The organism is Armatimonadota bacterium, from assembly GCA_039679645.1.
Classification (GTDB): Bacteria; Armatimonadota; UBA5829; order UBA5829; family UBA5829; genus UBA5829.
In genome coordinates, this window is sequence record JBDKUO010000049.1 from 1 (window position 1) to 19,303 (window position 19,303).

Consider the following 19,303-nt stretch of genomic DNA (forward strand, 5'->3'; position numbering starts at 1 on the left):
CCATATCTGCTTCGGGTCCTGTGGCATTTCCTTGAATCGCGGCATTACATCAATCCTCCCATATAGGAGTTCGACAACTATACCGCAAATTCATGTCTCTTCGCTTATTCTTTTTGAGACAGCTTCCCCTTCTCCCGAAACGTGCCTTGTGTTAAGACAGGTATCGGGACAGGGGTGTCCCGATATACAATTCAAAGATGAGTATCTGTTCCACATAACCGATTACGAAGTGCAGCGTTATTGGTTACTACGGTTTGGGGGCGTCTACTACTTTCCAGTCGACCAGATGGTCGGGGAATAATATACCAAGGCGCTGCTTCTTTGGCATATATCCAAGGTCTCGCTTTTCCAGGATCATCTCTACTTCCTTCCTAACATTAATATCTAAGCAAGACAGGATGTACTGAGTGAAGTTATCAACGACCTTCACTTCGTCATCCAGTTCCTCAAGCCCAGATGCCTGTACTCCGACGCCGATAGATCGCTGCCACATAGAGCGGTATTCCTCGAAGATAGGAACAGTGCCTTGAAAAAAGACATTACTGAACTTCAGCCTATCAATATCGATATTGCCGTGCAGCAGATCATTTCTGTTGTCGATGAATGAATGGAAGTCCTTACAAGCCTGATTGGTGTAATCCACATTCACTTTGAATCCTATACAGTTCAGGTTAAGGCTCCTTATACGGATGTCAATATGATCTCGAAATGCATGCTCCCTAAGCCGCTTATCACGCTTGACTTCCGGCTTCATAAGCATGTAGATCAGCATATTCACGAAAGCTTCTGCCATTACCGGAAGCATAGCTCGAATGCCGAAACACAACCCCAAGCCCTTGCTGTAACGCCTCCCAAGAGTATTCCACTGATCGATTTGTGAATCACGGTCGATCTCATGCAACATATCCGGTATAACATCATTCTCTACATCAAGGGCTAGAGCGCGCAGCTCATCTAATAGCTGATATATAGCTTGCTTGAGACGCTGGTAAGGATTGATGAACTCAACCCATTTTTCCAACTGGTTATTTCGAATCTGAGACATTGGTGCGCGGTAGTTTGCAAAGTCTTCTTTGATATTACTCAGAAAATCAGCTTTGTCGGATTCGTCGAATGGAAAACCTCCGAGGAAATGAATTTCTGTTCGGAAACTCATACCCATAAACGTAACCCATCCATATGTGCAGGATAGAGTCCAGTCCCAATGTATCATATTGTCAGAGTCGTTATTTCTGACCAAACTATGGATGCCGTTCGGGGCACCGAATCTGGCAAATAGGTAGCAGTAAAGATCAATAGGACGGATTTCATTCAAAACGGTCCATATCTGGCCGCCACATGGTCTGCTGCTACAGCGTAAGCTGTCGAGATAGACCCCTATATCTGCATATTCTAATGTAGATAGAAAATCTGATGGTATCTGCATGAAACCTGATCACCTTTTAATAGCAACGGTGCTTCCCATAAACACACAGAAAGACAAAGTAATTATACACAAATCTACTTTAATCATCAAATATTATCGGTATTAGGCATGAACTCTCATAGTTGCTGCTAATTGCCGTTCTTCGCAATATATAATTACATAGACTCTGTTTCGCACGCGACTTAGTATCGTGCGTACATATAAAACTTTTGACTCTCAATTCCCCGCGTTTCTGCGATGCAGTTTGTCCTGCCTTGATGTTGTCTATAACTCGTCTGTTCTGCTATACTGCTAGTGTTATGAAAGCAAACAAAGCAATCAGCGGCCCTAAGGCCGATCCGACTCTTTTTCCCAAAGTCAGCCAACTCGTTGCGACCAGCGAATCACTCGATGATATCTTGCAGTATATTATCGAGGAGGCTGTGCTTGTCTGCGACGCGAGCAGAGGTTTTCTTGCGATTGCCGATCATGAGCGCGGGGATCTTGACGTTCGCTACACGGCAGGCATCAGTTGGACAGAAGAGGTCAGGCTGGGCAGGCTAAAAGTTGCTGAGGGCACAGGCCGGGGCATCACCAGCCATGTTGCCGCTACAGGCAAGCCGTATCGCTCTGCAGATGTCCTTAAAGACCCCTATTACCGCATGTATTTCGATGATGTGCGCAGCGAAGTCGCCGTGCCTCTAGTCGACAAGCATAGTCGCACGCGCGGTGTCATCAATATTGAGAGCACACGCCTGGATGCTTTTGACGAACGTCATGAGGCCACTGTGCTGGGACTTGCTAACCTGGCAGCTATTGCGATCACAGTCGACGAACTGCGGGCGCGTGAGTCCGCGCTGATTCAGATTGGCAAGGAGCTTAACGGCCTATCTGACATGGCCGCGATACTGCAGAAAGTGATCGAAGTGGCCGCAGAGGCGCTGAAGTTCGAGGACTGTTCGCTGTTTTTGTACGACCGGGCGTCGAGCAAACTGATATTGCGAGCCTCTCGCGGTCCTCTGGGCAAGAAGATAGGCGATGCGTCTTACGATGTCGGTGAGGGTCTGACTGGCTGGACAGCGGAGCAGCAGCAGCCGATACGCGTGCAGAACCCGAAGAAAGACCCGCGCTGGCGCGGACGGTTTGAGGAACTGCCATCTAAAGAAGTCGGCGCGTTTATGGCCGTTCCGATCAATAGTCACAGTGGCATTCTCGGTGTGCTCAGGGTCCAGAGGAAGAAAAGCCCGTATAAGTGGTTTCCGAACGATTTTACGGAGGATGACGAGCGTGCTCTATCAACCATATCGGTGCAGCTTGGCATCGCATTGGACAACGCCCGGCTGCTGGATCAGCTCGTCAAGACTGAGCGTATGGCCGCGTGGGGCGAAATGTCCGCGCGTTCTGCCCATATGATCGGCAACCGTGTCTTCGCGATAAAGGGTGACGTCAACGAGCTGGAGTATATACTCCAGCAGGCGAGTATAGACGCCGGTGCGTCCCTTAAGCTCTCTGAGAGTATTAAGAAAGGCATATTCCTGCTTGAAGAGATACTTAACGAGTTCCGTGAATTCGTTAAGGCTACCCAGCTCGATCTCGAAGAGGTCGATCTCAATGTGCTGGTAACAGAGGCAATCGAAGAGGGCTTCCCCAAGAGGTCCCAAACAAAACTTAAGAAGAAGCTCGCGCAGGGCCTGCCGATAGTGATGGCAGATCCGAAGAAGCTCATTCGCTGCTTTACGGAACTGATGGAGAACTCGGTCAACTTCATGCCCGACGGCGGCGAGATAAAGATCACGACTGGTTTTGCCGATGCGAAAAGTAAAAAGTGGCTCAGACCGAACAAACAGAGCGGTAATTACGTCCAAATAACGTTTGAGGACAAGGGTCCCGGCGTCGAGACTGATCAGAAACCGAAGATATTCGACCCATTCTATACGTCCCGCGCCAAGGGGATGGGATTGGGTCTTTCGATAGTCAAAGGGATTGTGGATGCGCATGACGGTGTTATATTTGAGAACGGCAAGCCCGGCAAAGGCGCCAAATTCAGCATCCTGATACCATATGAGTCATAACAAATACTCAATCCAAATACTCAATCCAAAATATCAAATACTAAATCAAAGGGGGGGTTGCAATGTGCAAAATACTTGTAATTGACGATGAAGAGGCCGTCCGGCAGGTCGTAAAGCGCAGGCTGGAGCGTGACGGATATTCAGTGGATACCAAGGATTCTCAGGAGGTGGGTATAAACGCGATATCATCAAAGAACCCGCCGTACGACATAGTAGTGACCGATATGGTGATGGAGTCGCCGTCCAGCGGCCTTGAGGTGCTGCAGGCTGCGCTTTCGCACGATGTCTTTACGGAAGTGATCGTGCTTACGGCCTACGGCAACGTGGCGAACGCGGTCGAGTGCATGAAGCGCGGCGCGTTCGATTATGTTGAGAAAAATATACCGGGTGTGGATGTGTTCGAGATATTATCTCTCAAGGTAGCCCAGGCTCTGGAGAGGCGCAAGATGTCTCTTGCCACACTTAGAAAGATCGAGCAGTATACGAAGAGTTGAAATGAGTAGATCAATGTCCAGGAAAATTATTGTTTGTGTCCTGCTGCTGTGTATTATATATGCTACCGGAGCCTTTGCGACAGACCTGACTGTGTTTTCTGTGTCTGACACGCATTTTACAAAAAACGCGATAGCCAGCGATCTGTGCAAGGCAGGAATTCAGGCAATGAATACCCTGCCCGGCATGCCGTATCCAACGGAGTTTGGGAATACGGCGGTCTCGACACCCAGCGCCGTGCTTGCCTGTGGGGATTTGTGCGACGGTGGTTCAGCAAAATGGGGTTGGGCAACTGATACGCCGGAGTGCAACAGCAAAGTCAATTATCAGGATGAATGGAATGGCTTTGACTACTATTTTCCGCCCAAAGGGGTCTTGGGTGATTATAATCGTCTGAAATATCCCACATATGCTACCGCCGGCAATCACGACTGGTGGCGATACCGTGGCTGGGACCACGGCACTTCCTGCTATGTTGCCAATAAGCTTAAAGCCCGCTACTGCTCCAACTGCAATAGCGCGGAGGGAAATGTCTGCTATTCATTCGATCTGGACGGCATTCACTTCGCCTCTTTGGGGCGTTATCCTGACCAGCATGTTATAGATTGGCTTAAATCGGACCTGGCGGCTGTCGGTCCGTACAAGCCGGTCGTTCTTTTCCAGCATTATGACTTTAAGAGTCCAAATAAATGGTGGAAAGACTGTCAGCGTAAATCCCTTGCAGATGTGGTCGACGGCTACAAAATCATTGCAATACTGCATGGCCATAGCCACAACGCAAAACACTACACATGGAACGGCTATGATATATATGATGACGGCACTTTAAGCATGAAAGGCGACATCGGCGTGCTGCACATTACCGATTCCTATGTGGATTTCGCCGAATACAGAGTCACTTGCGACAACAACGGCAACCTGACAGGCGGCAGTTGGCAGTGGTCATATCGTAAGTCACGCTAATCGCGCCTTTGTTTGCTGATCAGAGCCAGGAATTCAGATCTTGTCGCCACGGAGTCGTGCATACTTCCCAGCACAGACGATGTTGTCATCAGCGAGTTTTGTTTTTCGACGCCGCGCATCATCATGCACAGGTGCTGAGCCTCGATCACGACGCCAACACCTTCCGCGCCTATCGAATCTTTGATGGCGCGCGCTATCTGGTTTGTCAGTCTTTCCTGTATCTGGAGTCTTCTTGCAAAGCAGTCGACTATGCGTGCAATCTTACTGACGCCTATGACGTTATTTTTTGATATGTAGCCTACATGGCAGCGGCCAAAGAACGGCAGCATGTGATGCTCACAGAGGCTGTAGACTTCTATATCCCGCACAACGACCATATTATTTGTGCTCTGAGTAAATATGGCGTCTTTTATAATTTCATCTATATCTGCGTCGTATCCCTTAAGCAGAAATTTATATGACTCGGCGACTCTTCTTGGAGTATCGAGCAGGCCCTCGCGATTGGGGTCCTCACCAAGCTCCGTAAGCAGTTCTCTGACCAGATGTTCAACTCTTTCCTGGTTCAATTGCAATTTCCTTTCTGTAACTCACGCGAAATTTCCACACTAACGTTTTTCGCGGATTTAAGCGCCACAGGCTTTGCAACGCTTACATCAACTTTTTTGACCATATCGAAACCGAGGCAGACCTCAGCGATGTCCTGCGCCAGCGCTTCGACCAGATAATGGGATGAGCCTTCGGCAAGACTTATAATTTTATGCTCCACAGCCTCATAATCGATGGTTTTACTCAGAGCGTCCGTGAGCCCGGCTTCCCTCAGGTCTGCATACAACGTTACATTAATAACGATATCCTGCTTATTATGTCTCTCTTGATCTGACGTGCCTATAATGCAGCTTACCGAAATATCTTGTATATGAATTTTATCCACATGTGGCCTCTTGTATCTGATAGCGGTCCATCAATTAATGCTTCGATGCGGGTGCTGTTTTTTCCTGCGATGGGTGAGGCTGTCGTTATGCTCCAGTGTTTTGTTGCTTTATGACATAGCGATTAGCCCCTGAACTCATTATCGAACGTGTAAGTACATGTCATTGTTGGTCAATTGTGTGACATTATTGCAATAATAGTCAATATATCACAACCGACTCGCTATTGTGGCGCACACTTAAGGAATACTTAAGGAACCTTGTGTCTGTATGTTCTTGATTTTTCATGAGCTTCTAGATATAATCTTTAACGAAGCAACCAGGCTTAATGCCTTTTGCTTCCGGTCGGAAGGTAGGCCAGACCTTCCGACCACCCTTCTGATATAGTAATTAGTAATTTGTATTTGATATTTATCCTCACAAAAAACCCTTGACAGTACCCCCGGCAGAGCATATAATTACTGAAATTGCAATATACCTTTAACTCCAGTCCCGTGAGGCTGAGAAGGTCTGTTTCAAGGCGTCAGTGTAACTTGTTCACATCAGCCTTCTTGCCAAATCACGGGCAGGAAGGCTTTTTTGGTGCCCGGAGGTGCCGGCATGACAGAGACAGTGACCAAGGTCATGGACGCCGATGAGATCAGACGCGCCCTTACACGCATCGCCCATGAGATAATTGAGCGCAATAAAGGCGCCGAGCACCTAGTGATAATCGGTGTCCAAAGCCGAGGTGTCCCCATGGCCAAGCGCTTGGCCAAGCTTTTGGGTCAGATCGAGGGGGTCGATGTTCCCACAGGCAGCCTCAATGTTGCCCTTTACCGCGATGATTATGCCACCCGCTCCGCCCGTACTATCAGCGCCAGCGAAATCCCGTTTGACGTGACAGACAAGTCAGTTATATTAGTCGATGAAGTCCTCTTTACCGGAAGAACCACCCGAGCCGCGCTTGACGCGATTATGGACCTCGGCAGGCCGTCAGTGATTCAGCTTGCTGTGTTGATTGACCGTGGTCACAAAGAGCTTCCTGTGAAGGCCGATTATGTGGGCAAGAACTTGCCGACCGCTCGTAAAGAGATCGTTGAAGTCTACTGGGTCGAGACCAAGGGCGAAGACGCCGTTATGATCTCAAAGGGGGCCTGATGGTATGACAAAGCTTACGCGTAAAGATATACTGGGCCTGCAGGATATGTTGCCCGAAGAGATCAATCTCATTCTTGAGACAGCACAGTCTCATAAATCGATCCTTGGGCGGCCCGTCAAGAAAGTGCCGATCCTGCGGGGTAAGTCGATATGCACTCTCTTCTATGAGAACAGCACCCGCACTCGGACCAGTTTTGAGCTTGCCGCAAAGATCATGAGCGCCGATACCACCAGCATTTCAGTCGCCGGATCGAGTATCAACAAGGGCGAGAGTTTTAAGGATACCCTGCTGACACTCGAGGCGATGGGCGTAGATCTGTTCGTGATCCGCCACGGAGCGGGTGGGGCTCCTCATTTTGCTTCAAGGATTGTGAAGTCGCATATAATCAACGCTGGTGACGGCATGCACGAGCACCCGACCCAGGGCCTGCTCGATATGCTCACAATTTTCGAAAACAAGGGCAAATTCGAAGGACTCAAGGTCCTCATTGTCGGCGACATAATGCACAGCCGAGTTGCCCGATCAAACCTTTGGGGTCTGAACAAAATGGGCGCAGAGGTTCGGCTCTGTGGTCCGACCACTCTGCTTCCTGCTGAAATTGAAAAGCTTCCAGTTAAAGTGTATACCGATCTGGATGAGGCGATGGACGGAGTAGATGTCGTAAATGTCCTCCGCATCCAGCTCGAACGAATGAACCGCGGGTTCTTCCCGAGTGTGATCGAATACGCCTCGATGTTCGGTGTCAACAAGACCAGGCTCCTAAAGGCGAAATCGGACGTTCTGGTGATGCACCCTGGCCCAATGAACCGTGGAATCGAGATCACGCCTGATGTGGCCGACGGCGACTTTGCTGTGATAACCGACCAGGTCACAAATGGTGTCGCAGTGCGAATGGCTCTTCTATATCTGCTTCTTGGAGGTGGCGGCAATGTGGTTTCTGATTAAAAATGGCCGGGTGATCGACCCGTCACAAAATCTGGACAAGACAGCCGACCTCCTTGTGGAGAATGGCCGCGTATCTAAGATTGGTAAAGTTTCTGCCGAAAAGTTAGACAAGAATGAGGGAAGCGTCTATGATGCCTCGGGTCTTGTTGTGACTCCTGGCCTTATCGATATGCACGTCCACCTGCGCGAGCCTGGCTTTGAGTATAAAGAGACAATCGAGACTGGCGCACAGGCCGCTGCTGCCGGAGGCTTTACGACTATAGTCGGCATGCCAAATACCAAGCCTGCCGTGGATAACAGGGCAGTGGTCGAGTATGTGCTCAACAAGGGCAAGAGCGCCGCAGTGAACGTATTGACCACCGGAGCCGCCACCAAAGCCAACGATGGCAAAGAGATGGCGGAACTCGGCGAGATGATCGCCGCTGGGGCGGTTGCGATCTCGGACGATGCGTTCCCGGTCCAGAGCGCCGACCTGATGCGGCGTGTTATGGAGTATGCTGCCATGCTTGGCGTCCCGTTCCTTGCACATTGCGAGGACAAGACGATGACCGGCGACGGCATTATGAACGAGGGGCTGACGAGCACGATTTTGGGTCTTCGACCGTGGCCGCGCCAAGCTGAAGAGATTATGATCTGGCGAAATATAATGATTGCAGACCTTGCCAAGTGCCGGTTGCACATTCAGCATGTCACGACTGCGGGCGGCGTTGAAGCTATCCGATGGGCCAAGTCGCGCGGCATTGCGATCACATGCGAGACCTGCCCACACTATTTTTCTCTGACTGATGAGGCCCTTAATGAATATGATACAAACGCAAAGGTCTGCCCGCCTCTTCGCACGCAGTCTGATGTAGATGCTCTTAAAGAGGCGCTGGCGGACGGCACTATAGACATAATCGCGACAGACCACGCTCCACATGCTCAGAATGAAAAAGAAGTCGAGCTTCAGGATGCTGCGTTTGGCGCTGTCGGCCTTGAGACTGCTCTGCCTCTTGTGCTAACGAATCTGGTGAAGACAGGCGTATTATCATTGTCTGACGCGATAGCCAAGATGACCATTGCTCCCGCCAACGCTCTCGGAATAGACTCAGGCACTCTCAAAGAGGGGGCGATTGCAGATATAACTATTATCGATCCCGAAACGAAAGTGACTGTAAAAGCTTCTGAGTTTAAGTCAAAGAGCAGGAACACGCCTTTTGATGGGATGAAGCTGACCGGCAAGGCTGTGGTTACCATTGTAGGCGGAAAAGTAATATTTGAAACTGGGCTTATGAAATCATAGGTCACGTGCTCCCTCTCCCGGGGGAGAGGGTTGGGGTGAGGGCGCAGCCTTTATAAGGAGTAATATCTGTGAATACTCTATACGAAAAAATCTTCAATGCAGGTTGTATAAAATTCGGTGAATTCAAGCTCAAAAGCGGGATAATTTCCCCTGTTTACTGCGATTTCAGGGGGCTGGTATCACACCCGGCCTTGCTCAAAGAAGTCGGTGAGGCTCTGGCAGCGAAAGCAAAACAGATAGGCTGCGACCGTATTGCAGGTATCCCGTATGCTGGTCTGCCACTGGGAGTGGCGGCGAGCATTGCGGGTGATATCCCGATGCTCTATCCTCGCAAAGAGGCCAAGAGCTATGGCACGAAGAAGCTGATTGAGGGCGCATTCAGCGAGGGCGACAAGGTCCTGGTGATCGATGATATAATCACTGATGGAGCCAGTAAAATAGAAGCCATTGCCCCGCTGAAAGAGGCGGGGCTTGTTGTAACTGATGTTTTGATCATTCTTGACCGCGAGCAGGGCGGCGACAAGATTCTTGCCAAAGCAGGCTACAAGCTGCACTCGCTCGGCAAGCTCTCAGATGTGCTTGACGCGCTTGTTGCGGCGGGAAAAGTTGATGCATGTATGCGGTCTAAGGTGGCTGAGTTTATTGCGAGCAATCAGTTCGCTTAAATATTACAAGGGAGCAGTAAGTTGAAAGCAGTCCTACTTCTTGCAGATGGAACCACATTCGAGGGTGAATCGATCGGTGCAAGCGGCACCACGATAGGTGAGGCCGTATTCGCAACCGCAATGACGGGTTATCAGGAGATGCTTACCGATCCGTCGTTTGCCGGTCAGTTGCTCACGCTTACCTATCCGCTGGTCGGCAATTATGGCGTAAATCCTCAGGATGTGGAGTCGGGCAAGATTCAAGTGGAGGGGTTCATAGTCCACGAACTCTGTGAGGAGCCTAATAACTGGCGCTCGAACATGACCCTGCGCGAATATCTCACCAGGGGCGGTATAGTCTCGATGCAGGGTATCGATACTCGCGCCCTTACCCGCCACCTGAGAGTAAGCGGCGTTATGATGGGCGCGATGTCCACCGAGTTGACGGTTGCAGAGCTTAAGAACACACTCGACAGCGCGCCAAACTACGGCGATTTGAACTTTGTTGAGCGCGTATCTACCAAGCAGGTCTACGACTGGACCGGTGACGAATGCAGCAGTCTGGACGAGTGCCCTGAGCCGAAGTGCCATGTCGCACTGATCGACCTTGGGATAAAGCGAAATATCGCACGGTGTCTGGCTAAAGAGGGCTGCAAAGTGACTGTGCTGCCGTGTAATGCGACTGCCGAAGATGTGATGCGAGTGCAGCCGGACGGAGTCGTTTTCTCACCGGGGCCCGGCGACCCGACAAGGCTTACAAATACAGTCGCGACCATGCGTGCGCTCATAGGCAAAAAGCCGATTCTGGGTATATGCCTGGGCCACCAGATGTTCGGTATGGCGATGGGCGGCGATATTATAAAGCTCAAGTTCGGTCACAGGGGAGCAAACCATCCGGTCAAGAATATTATTAACGGCAAGGTCAGCATAACTTCGCAAAATCATGGATATGCGGTCGATCCGGGCAATCTTTCGGATGATGCGGAGGTCACACGCATTAACTTAAATGACGGCACGGTCGAGGGCCTCCGCCATAAGCACCTTCCTATTTTCTCGATTCAGTATCATCCGGAGGCTTCTGCTGGGCCTATGGACGAGGGGTATTTGTTCAAAGAGTTTGTGGACAACGTGATGGGAGCGATGTGATATGAAAGCACAAGTCTATTACCTGTTGGGAATTGTTATCATCGGCTACGGCCTGCGTATAATTTCAAAAGGTTATGCGGCAAAGTCCAAGCCCAGGATGCTGCTTGGACTGGCTATCGTGCCGGTCGGGGTTTCGCAGTTTTTCAGGACCATATCGTGGCTTGCGACATCGCTTATATTGCTGGGTGTCGTAATTTTTGTAGCAAGTCTTTTTCTTTTGAGAAAGGAATCCAGGCGCATTCGTTAGTTCTAGTCTTACAATTCAATTGGAGGCAGCAAAATGAGTGGGATTGCGTTGTTTAGTGTTATTGCATGGGTTATTGCGGGACTATGTGTTTTGACAGTCGTTGTTATTTCGTTTCTACAAAAGCGTCGAACAGGCAGATGGCCTCAAATTGTTTCGAGAGGTTGCGATAATGATTCAAGTTGGTTTTCCGTATTCTATATGGTGTGGTTTATTGTACAGTTAAACACTCCACATGCATTTTTACACCGTTTACCCTTAAATATAGTAATACCTGCTATTGATCTCGCTTTATTTGTATCTTTTGCTATTTTAGCGGCATATGCGTTCAGATGGGCATTTAGATCTGAATGGCATTGGAAAACAGGACTCTGGATAAGCTATATGTCATTGTTTCCGGCACTATCTGCTATTTTAGTTGTTGGTGACATCGAAACAAATATCTCGACTCCGTGGATTTGGACATTTGTAGTATTACTAGCTATCTTCATAACGCCTCAGTTTTCGCGGCTAGCCTATGTGGAGTATTTTGCAAAAAGATTTGGTTCGATAGCTAACCGGCAACCGTCAACTGATAAATGAAAAACCGAAAGAGAGTAGTATGCCGAAACGTAAGGATCTAAAAAAAGTAATGGTAGTAGGCTCCGGGCCGATTATAATCGGTCAGGCGGCTGAGTTTGATTATGCGGGGACGCAGGCCTGCAAGGCTCTGCGCGAGGAGGGAATATCAGTAATCCTCCTCAACTCCAACCCAGCAACGATCATGACCGATGTGGATGTGGCGGACAAGGTCTATATCGAGCCGATAAACGTGGAGTTTGCGACCCGGATAATCGAGCAGGAGCGCCCGGACGGCCTTTTACCCACACTCGGCGGCCAGACCGGCTTGAACCTGGCAGTGGAACTGGCTAATGCAGGCATACTTGATAAATATAATGTTGAGCTTCTAGGCACGCCATTAAAAGCTATTATGGATGCAGAGGACCGCGAACTGTTTCGTACGCTCATGCGCAATATCAACGAGCCTGTCCCTGAGAGCTGGATCGTGGAGAGGCGTGAGCAGCTTCAGGATATAATCGACTCCAACCCTCCCTGGCCGCTTATCGTTCGACCGGCATACACACTCGGCGGCACAGGCGGAGGAGTAGCATATAATGCTGAGGAGCTTCTTGAGATAGGATCGCGCGGGCTTAAGCTCTCACTTAAGAGCCAGGTTATGATCGAGCGATGCCTGCTGGGTTGGAAAGAGGTAGAGTATGAAGTGATGCGCGATGCAAATGACACCTGTATCACCATCTGCTCTATGGAAAACTTCGACCCGATGGGCATTCACACAGGCGACTCGATTGTAGTCGCGCCCATGCAGACCCTGACCGACAAAGAGTTTCAGATGCTGCGGTCGGCCTCACTCAAGATCATACGCGCACTGAAGATTGAGGGCGGATGCAACGTTCAGCTCGCTATGAACCCGAACGGCTTTGAATATTTCGTGATTGAAGTCAACCCCAGGGTCAGCCGGTCGTCAGCGCTTGCTTCCAAGGCCACTGGTTACCCGATTGCGCGAGTTGCCGCAAAGATAGCAACCGGCCTGCACCTCGATGAGATTCCAAACGCAGTCACCGGCAAGACCAAAGCCGCGTTTGAGCCGACAATCGACTATATCGTCGCCAAAATCCCGCGCTGGCCGTTTGATAAGTTTTACCAGGCGGACCGCACAGTCGGCACTCAGATGAAAGCTACCGGCGAGGTTATGTCTATCGACCGTACCTTCGAGGCAGCCATTATGAAGGCCGTTCGGTCTCTGGAGATCGGCCTGCACTGGCTCAAACTCAAGAATGCCGATGAGATAACCGACTCGCAGATCGAACAAGGATTGATAAAAGCAACTGACGAGAGATTGTTCTTAATAGCTGAAGCTCTTCGGAGGGGTTGGAGTATCGAGAAGATTTGCGAGCTTTCAAACGTGGACCGCTGGTTCATCTCAAAACTTAAAAATATAACCGACATGGAAGCCGAGCTTGCAAGCAGGGCAGGGGAGGTCAAAGCGCTTGCATCCGGCAGAATTGCGACTGAGCCCGGCGCTCTCGATCTGCTGGGGCGCGCAAAAGCCATGCGTTTTCCCGACAAGATCATAAGCCAGCTTACCGATGCAAACGAGACTCAACTGCGCTGGATTCAAAAGAAGCAGGGCATGCTGCCGACGTATAAGATGGTCGACACCTGCGCCGCCGAGTTCGAAGCTGAGACACCGTATTTTTACTCGACTCATGAGCGGGAAGATGAGACAGGTACCGAACTAGGACTGAGAACAAACAGCTCAGTGGAGGGTTTTGCAATCCAGCACCCAACACCCGACACCCAACACCCAAAGAAGCCGAAGGCTATCGTCATAGGTTCCGGTCCGATCAGGATCGGCCAGGGTGTCGAGTTCGACTACTGCAGCGTACACTCAGCATGGGCTCTGCGGGATGCCGGCTATGAGTCGATTATTATTAACAACAACCCTGAGACTGTTTCGACTGATTTCGATACATCCGATCGCCTCTATTTCGAGCCTCTCACGCTTGAGGACGTATTGAATATTATCGAATATGAACAGCCGGATGGTGTGATACTTCAATTTGGCGGTCAGACTGCGATTAACCTCGCGAAGCCTCTCAACGCGGCTGGTATACCGATTTTGGGCAGCGATTTCAAATCAATCGACCTTGCCGAGGACCGCGACCAGTTCGAGCGCATTCTTCGCGAGCTGGACATACCAAAGCCTGCAGGCCGCGCGGTCTACGGTATTGAAGAAGCTCTGCTGGTTGCACGAGAAATCAAATTCCCTGTATTGGTCCGCCCGAGCTATGTCCTCGGCGGCAGGGCGATGGAGATAGTATATACAGAGCCGGAGCTGCGTACCTACGCTCAATACGCCATGGATATCAGCCCGGACCCCGACGCTCCAATTCTGATCGACAAATATGTGCTCGGCAAAGAGGTCGAGGTGGATGTGATCGCCGATGGTGAGGACTGCCTGATACCGGGTATTATGGAGCACATCGAGCGCGCAGGTGTCCACTCGGGTGACAGCATGGCCGTCTGCCCGCCGCAGACACTCTCACAGAATGTCATAGATCAGATCATATCGCATGCAATCAAGATTGCAAAGGCTCTTGACGTGCGCGGTCTGATGAATATCCAGTTTGTAATTGACGACGAAGAGGTCCAAATCATAGAGGTCAACCCTCGCGCCAGCCGTACAGTGCCTTATCTGTCTAAGATAACCGGCGTTCCGATGATTCATGTTGCTACCAATGTCGTTCTGGGTAAGAGCCTTGCCGAGCAGGGCTACAAAACGGGTCTATACAGGCAGCAGCCGAGCCTTGCGGTAAAGGCTCCGGTATTTAGCTTCCAGAAACTCACTGAGGTCGACGTTTCGCTCGGTCCTGAGATGAAATCGACAGGTGAGATCATGGGAATCGATATGGACTTCTCTCGCGCACTCTATAAGGCAATGGTCGCATGTAACCTCGACGCTCCGATAGCCGGTAAGATGATTGCAACCATCGCCGACCAGGACAAAGAAGAGGCTCTGCCTATCATTCGCGAGTTCGTCGATCTGGGCTATGAAGTGTATGCAACCGAGGGCACCGCGCGATATTTGAGCATGAACGGCGTTGGCTGCACAGAGGTCAGGAAGATCAATGACGAGCAGTCTTTGAACCTGATGCAGCTTATCGTACAGAACAAAGTCGATCTGCTCATCAATACTGCTTCAAAAGATAAAAAGATCGAGCAGGAAGCGGCCATGATACGAAAAGCCAGTGTCCAGCGCTCTATTCCGTGCATTACATCACTGGATACGGCCAAGGCTCTTCTCTTTGCACTGCGCTCTAAACAGCGCGGCGAAAAGGCTGCATGCTTGCCGGTGGACCAGTATTTGATGGGCGCTCGCGTATAGCTTTAGTAATGTGGTGATATAATGAAAGTGCGCGATGTCCTGAAAGTATTGGAAGAGGATGGTTGGTTTGTTGTGCGAACCCGCGGCAGTCATCGCGTGATGAAACATAATGTTAAGCAAGGAATTGTGGTAGTCCCAGGTCATATGTCTGATGAAATTGCACTTGGAACACTTAAGAGCATACGTGACCAAGCGCAACTAAGAGGAAAACTATGAAAGAATACACCGTTATATATGAGCAAGCCGGAAACAACTATTCTGCTTATGTGCCGGACCTGCCTGGCTGTGTAACGACTGGTGCTACTCTGGAAGAAACGCAGGCGAATATGCGTGAAGCCATAGAGCTATATATTGAAGCTCTTCAAGAGGATGGCAAGCCTGTTCCTGAGCCGACTACAAAAGCCGGGCCTATTTCTGTTGCTGCATAATTACTAGACCTTGGGATAATCGTGTCGAAGAATGAGATAGCGTAGCTTTGTGTGCATCCTACAGAGTGACTCCATAAGATCAGTGGAGCATTTTCGACCTCCGGGTGCTCGCTTTTTTGCGCGAATGCTTATAAGACCGCTCCGGAGCCGTGGTTGGCCTCGCAGTATCCACATGTAAAATACACGCTACAAGTGCGAAACTATGGCGCTGAGCAAACGACTGCCAGCCCCGGTCATTAGCCCATCCACGTCCATCGTGATTTATTCCGGTCCTGAACTACTTCTACAACCGGTGATTGCCTTCCTGCCAATGTGTTTTCTCAGAACTTGAGTATTGGGTAACAACTCACAAGCAGAAAGGCCTTGTATGATATGAACCCAGACCGCATCAGAAAACTCAATTCGTTCACGGCAAGACCGGGCCCTGTGGTCTACTGGATGAGCCGCGACCAGCGCGTCGCGGACAATTGGGCGCTGCTCTTTGCACAGGAGTTGGCTGAAGATCAGTCAGTTCCGGTTGCGGTCGTGTTTTGCCTGGTTCCCACATTCGGCGATGCCACAATCAGACAGTATACATTTATGCTCAAGGGTCTGAGAGAAGTTGAGTCACGCCTGGATGGGTATGGAATCCCATTTTTTCTACTCAGCGGCTCACCTAAGGATAAACTACCTGCATTTATTAAAGAAAGGGATGCCGGTGCGCTGGTGACCGACTTCGATCCGCTGCACATAAAGCGCGAATGGGAAGATCAAGTGATAAGCGCGATCGATATTCCGGCGTATGAGGTGGACGCGCACAATATTGTTCCCTGCTGGGCCGCATCTCCGAAGCAGGAATATGGCGCTTATACGTTTCGCCCAAAGGTGCAGCGTCTTCTGCCTGAGTTCCTCGACGATTTTCCACCAGTCACCCGGCATCCAATAAGATGGAATTACCCGGTAAGGCAGACAGATTGGAGGGCGGTGGAGCGCTCACTTACTGTCGGCCGCAGCGTGCCGGAGGTTAAGTGGATCGATCCGGGTGAGGATGCGGCAGCAAAAGTGCTTCGGCAGTTCATTGATTACAAGCTGGCTGATTATCCTCTGCGTAGAAATGATCCGACACAAGACGGCCAGTCTAACCTCTCGCCATATCTGCACTTTGGTCAAATCTCGGCGCAGAGAATTGTGCTGGAGATAAATCGATCGGGAATAAGCGCTGCGGAGTATTTGGAGGAGTTGATTGTGCGTCGGGAGCTTTCGGATAATTTCTGTTTCTATAACACCGCGTACGATTCTACTGGCTGCTTTCCAGACTGGGCGCGCCGAACCCTTGATGAGCACAAATACGATCCTAGACCAGAGATATACTCTATTGGTGAACTAGAGCAGGCAAAGACGCACGACCGGTTATGGAACGCATGCCAGATGGAGATGGTGAGGCGCGGCAAGATGCACGGTTATATGCGCATGTACTGGGCGAAAAAGATACTCGAGTGGACTCCAACGTACGAAGATGCAATGCGCGCATGCATTTATCTTAATGATCGGTACGAACTCGACGGCAGGGACCCAAACGGCTACACGGGAATAGCATGGAGCATCGGCGGCGTGCATGACAGGGCTTGGAAATCGAGGCCGATATTCGGCAAGGTCCGATATATGAGCTATGATGGATGCACAAGGAAATTTGATACGGCCAAATACATCCAAATAATGCGTGACGCATAGCCGCGCACACTTCAAACCATCAGGCCATCAAACTCTCTAACCAACAGTCACTTCTACCTGATGCTCGCACCCGTCGGCGAAGAAGGGCAGCATATTACCCAGCACAGGCTCTCCATCAACAATCATGGATACGCCCTTTTCGGTCTGTGTCGCCGACTGTTTTATGTGGATGTTGTAGGTGTCGCCTCTGAATCGCCTGACGACCATACACTCAAACCATGACTGAGGCAGATCAGGCTTGATGACAAGCCCTTCATATGTCGCGGTAATGCCGAATACATTTTCGACAAGTGATGAATATACGGCACGCATTGTCCCGGCATCATCCTTCTCACCGCTGGCTTGTAGTGAGCATTCCATGTCAGAGAGGGTAGGGCATATGGACTGTAGATATCGAATACGCCTGGGCAGGCTTCGTTCTTCGGGTAGTTCTTTTTGCTGTTCGTCATTTCGATCCGTAATCTTTTCGAGCAGAGCAGTAAACTCATCACTCGGCCTGATAAATGACCACAGCCTCAGCGCCTGCTCCAGAGTCTTGCGATCCTGAACGGATTCGAGAGGGCCGTTGGCGCACTTTCTCATTGCTCTTTCACAGTGTTCGCCGAGGGTCATAACCAGCCCATCCTTAAACGCCACAGTCTGCGATAGCACGCCTATATTTCCTGTCTCAGCGACATAGCTCGCCGCGCAAATCGCCAGCGAGAGCATCTCACCGGCAGATAAGTTGATCTGCGAGAAGTCATCCGGGTGATAATTGCCCGCGATTGAGAACCTTCCGGCGAAGCTGATCATTACCTGGCGGAACAAATATGCCGCGTTAGCTCCTATCGGAAGATAGCGCATCATTTCATTTGCGGGGTCAGGCGTTTGCTGCATTGCGCATTCGGTATATGTTTCATACGGCAGCCATGTGTTTACTAACGAATCGAGCGCTTTGTCCTGAGTCTCAACTATCATAGATGAGGTGAGCTTGTACCAATATTCCCGCGAGGACTTGATCGCATCCACGACCGCTTCTGTTTTGCTCAATGACCGTGCAATCTCTGCGGCCTCATCAGCGCTCTTTGCCGCGCCAAAGCAGAACCCGAATTCAGCTTCGCCCTCTATGGGGACTTCTATATCAATCGAGAGTCCTGCAACGGGCTTTACCGCGATTCCGTCTTCTGACTCATCTGTCTCTACTTCGAGCGCAATGGGGTTGGATGCCGATCTTTCGCTGCCGATGAACTCCGATTTTTCAATCGGGCACATTACGGCCGGCAGAGTGCTTGCGTGGAAGAGCACAAGGTTGGACAAGTCGCTTGAGTTCCTCGCGCGGTCTATAGACTCCAAAGGACGTCGCATCAGGATTGTCCTGTCCTGATTGAGATACCGCACCTCGAGCGGCGAAACGGCTGCAGGTTCCACATAGGTGACAAACCTGAGGTTGCGGACCTGCGCGGAGAGGTTTTCCAATCGCACATGCCATACTTCACAGGGCTGCCCTGGTGAAACGGCTATGGTGAGCGTGCATGCAATCTTGTCTTTTAGACAATAGGCCTGCACTTGTCCCGGCGAAAAGCGGACCTCATATTCATCCGTTCCCGAACATACCGGATTGTAAAAGCCCGACCAGAAGCTACCGCCCTCGGTGTCTTTGATATAGCAGGCCTTGGCGTTTGTCAGAAGAGTTTTACCGAGGTGACTTTTTTCAGCGCCGCATGGGGCTGCTTCGATGGAATAATTAGAGCCGGGGCAGCACAGCAATCCTCCGAAGGGAGTTATGCCGCCTGTCCGGCTTACCACATATGCATTATCTTCAGCGAACTTGCCGGCAGCATATACAATCTGCGCTCCGACATTTTTTCCGGGACGAATGATCATTTCAGGCATCTCACGCATTCACCACTCATACATTGATAGTATTTTAAGTATCGGTAAATACGCGCCCCTGCTTTATCCCGAATAGTAATCATC

Annotated in this window: 18 protein-coding genes; 14 read left to right on the forward strand and 4 right to left on the reverse strand. The window is 50.4% G+C overall.

Features of this window, described 5'->3' with window-relative positions:
• Positions 1-247 precede the first annotated feature (247 nt).
• Positions 248-1,156 (reverse strand): hypothetical protein, encoded by a 909-nt coding sequence (locus ABFD83_09815; GenBank protein ID MEN6357367.1) that lies wholly within the window; start codon positions 1,154-1,156, stop codon positions 248-250.
• A gap of 569 nt (positions 1,157-1,725) precedes the next feature.
• On the opposite strand from ABFD83_09815, the gene ABFD83_09820 reads away from it, so the two are divergent.
• From ABFD83_09820 to ABFD83_09830, 3 genes are all read left to right on the forward strand, one after another.
• Positions 1,726-3,477 (forward strand): GAF domain-containing protein, encoded by a 1,752-nt coding sequence (locus tag ABFD83_09820; GenBank protein ID MEN6357368.1) that lies wholly within the window; start codon positions 1,726-1,728, stop codon positions 3,475-3,477.
• Between the two features lie 62 nt (positions 3,478-3,539).
• Complete coding sequence (locus tag ABFD83_09825; GenBank protein MEN6357369.1) at positions 3,540-3,971, forward strand: response regulator; 432 nt, start codon at positions 3,540-3,542, stop codon at positions 3,969-3,971.
• A 13-nt stretch (positions 3,972-3,984) separates the two neighbouring features.
• The gene (locus tag ABFD83_09830) at positions 3,985-4,932 is read left to right on the forward strand and encodes a metallophosphoesterase (GenBank protein MEN6357370.1); all 948 of its coding nucleotides are present in this window, start codon (positions 3,985-3,987) and stop codon (positions 4,930-4,932) included.
• Here ABFD83_09830 and folE read toward each other — a convergent pair.
• Together folE and folB are read right to left on the reverse strand one after the other, a co-directional pair.
• Positions 4,929-5,498: a GTP cyclohydrolase I FolE gene (folE, locus tag ABFD83_09835; protein MEN6357371.1), complete on the reverse strand. Its 570-nt coding sequence runs from the start codon at positions 5,496-5,498 to the stop codon at positions 4,929-4,931. The two genes, ABFD83_09830 and folE, sit on opposite strands and share 4 nt — an antisense overlap.
• Positions 5,495-5,863 carry a dihydroneopterin aldolase gene (folB, locus tag ABFD83_09840; GenBank protein ID MEN6357372.1) on the reverse strand — a complete coding sequence of 123 codons (369 nt, stop codon included), beginning with the start codon at positions 5,861-5,863 and terminating at the stop codon, positions 5,495-5,497. Before folB ends, folE begins: the two co-directional genes overlap by 4 nt.
• 598 nt (positions 5,864-6,461) lie before the next feature.
• Here folB and pyrR point away from each other — a divergent pair.
• The 11 genes from pyrR to ABFD83_09895 all read left to right on the forward strand — a co-directional run bounded on the left by pyrR (position 6,462) and on the right by ABFD83_09895 (position 17,347).
• Positions 6,462-7,001, forward strand: coding sequence for a bifunctional pyr operon transcriptional regulator/uracil phosphoribosyltransferase PyrR (pyrR, locus tag ABFD83_09845; GenBank protein MEN6357373.1), 540 nt, complete (start codon positions 6,462-6,464; stop codon positions 6,999-7,001).
• A 4-nt stretch (positions 7,002-7,005) separates the two neighbouring features.
• Complete coding sequence (locus ABFD83_09850; GenBank protein ID MEN6357374.1) at positions 7,006-7,947, forward strand: aspartate carbamoyltransferase catalytic subunit; 942 nt, start codon at positions 7,006-7,008, stop codon at positions 7,945-7,947.
• A complete protein-coding gene (locus tag ABFD83_09855; protein MEN6357375.1) occupies positions 7,931-9,229 on the forward strand; it encodes a dihydroorotase in 1,299 nt (432 codons plus the stop codon). Before ABFD83_09850 ends, ABFD83_09855 begins: the two co-directional genes overlap by 17 nt.
• A 68-nt stretch (positions 9,230-9,297) precedes the next feature.
• On the forward strand, positions 9,298-9,894 hold the full coding sequence (gene pyrE / locus ABFD83_09860) for an orotate phosphoribosyltransferase (GenBank protein ID MEN6357376.1): 597 nt from the start codon (positions 9,298-9,300) through the stop codon (positions 9,892-9,894).
• A gap of 21 nt (positions 9,895-9,915) precedes the next feature.
• On the forward strand, positions 9,916-11,019 hold the full coding sequence (carA, locus tag ABFD83_09865; protein ID MEN6357377.1) for a glutamine-hydrolyzing carbamoyl-phosphate synthase small subunit: 1,104 nt from the start codon (positions 9,916-9,918) through the stop codon (positions 11,017-11,019).
• Between the two features lies 1 nt (position 11,020).
• Positions 11,021-11,266, forward strand: coding sequence for a hypothetical protein (locus tag ABFD83_09870; protein MEN6357378.1), 246 nt, complete (start codon positions 11,021-11,023; stop codon positions 11,264-11,266).
• A gap of 33 nt (positions 11,267-11,299) precedes the next feature.
• Positions 11,300-11,845: a hypothetical protein gene (locus tag ABFD83_09875; GenBank protein ID MEN6357379.1), complete on the forward strand. Its 546-nt coding sequence runs from the start codon at positions 11,300-11,302 to the stop codon at positions 11,843-11,845.
• Positions 11,846-11,864: 19 nt separating this feature from the next.
• Positions 11,865-15,209 carry a carbamoyl-phosphate synthase large subunit gene (carB, locus tag ABFD83_09880; protein ID MEN6357380.1) on the forward strand — a complete coding sequence of 1,115 codons (3,345 nt, stop codon included), beginning with the start codon at positions 11,865-11,867 and terminating at the stop codon, positions 15,207-15,209.
• A 21-nt stretch (positions 15,210-15,230) separates the two neighbouring features.
• The gene (locus ABFD83_09885; protein MEN6357381.1) at positions 15,231-15,425 is read left to right on the forward strand and encodes a type II toxin-antitoxin system HicA family toxin; all 195 of its coding nucleotides are present in this window, start codon (positions 15,231-15,233) and stop codon (positions 15,423-15,425) included.
• Complete coding sequence (locus tag ABFD83_09890) at positions 15,422-15,637, forward strand: type II toxin-antitoxin system HicB family antitoxin (protein ID MEN6357382.1); 216 nt, start codon at positions 15,422-15,424, stop codon at positions 15,635-15,637. The genes ABFD83_09885 and ABFD83_09890 overlap by 4 nt, the downstream gene beginning before the upstream one ends.
• A gap of 372 nt (positions 15,638-16,009) precedes the next feature.
• On the forward strand, positions 16,010-17,347 hold the full coding sequence (locus ABFD83_09895; GenBank protein ID MEN6357383.1) for a deoxyribodipyrimidine photo-lyase: 1,338 nt from the start codon (positions 16,010-16,012) through the stop codon (positions 17,345-17,347).
• A 36-nt stretch (positions 17,348-17,383) separates the two neighbouring features.
• Here the strand turns inward: ABFD83_09895 and ABFD83_09900 are convergent, their stop codons facing one another.
• Entirely contained in the window at positions 17,384-19,219 is a 1,836-nt protein-coding gene (locus ABFD83_09900; protein ID MEN6357384.1) for a hypothetical protein, read from the reverse strand.
• Positions 19,220-19,303: the final 84 nt, after the last annotated feature.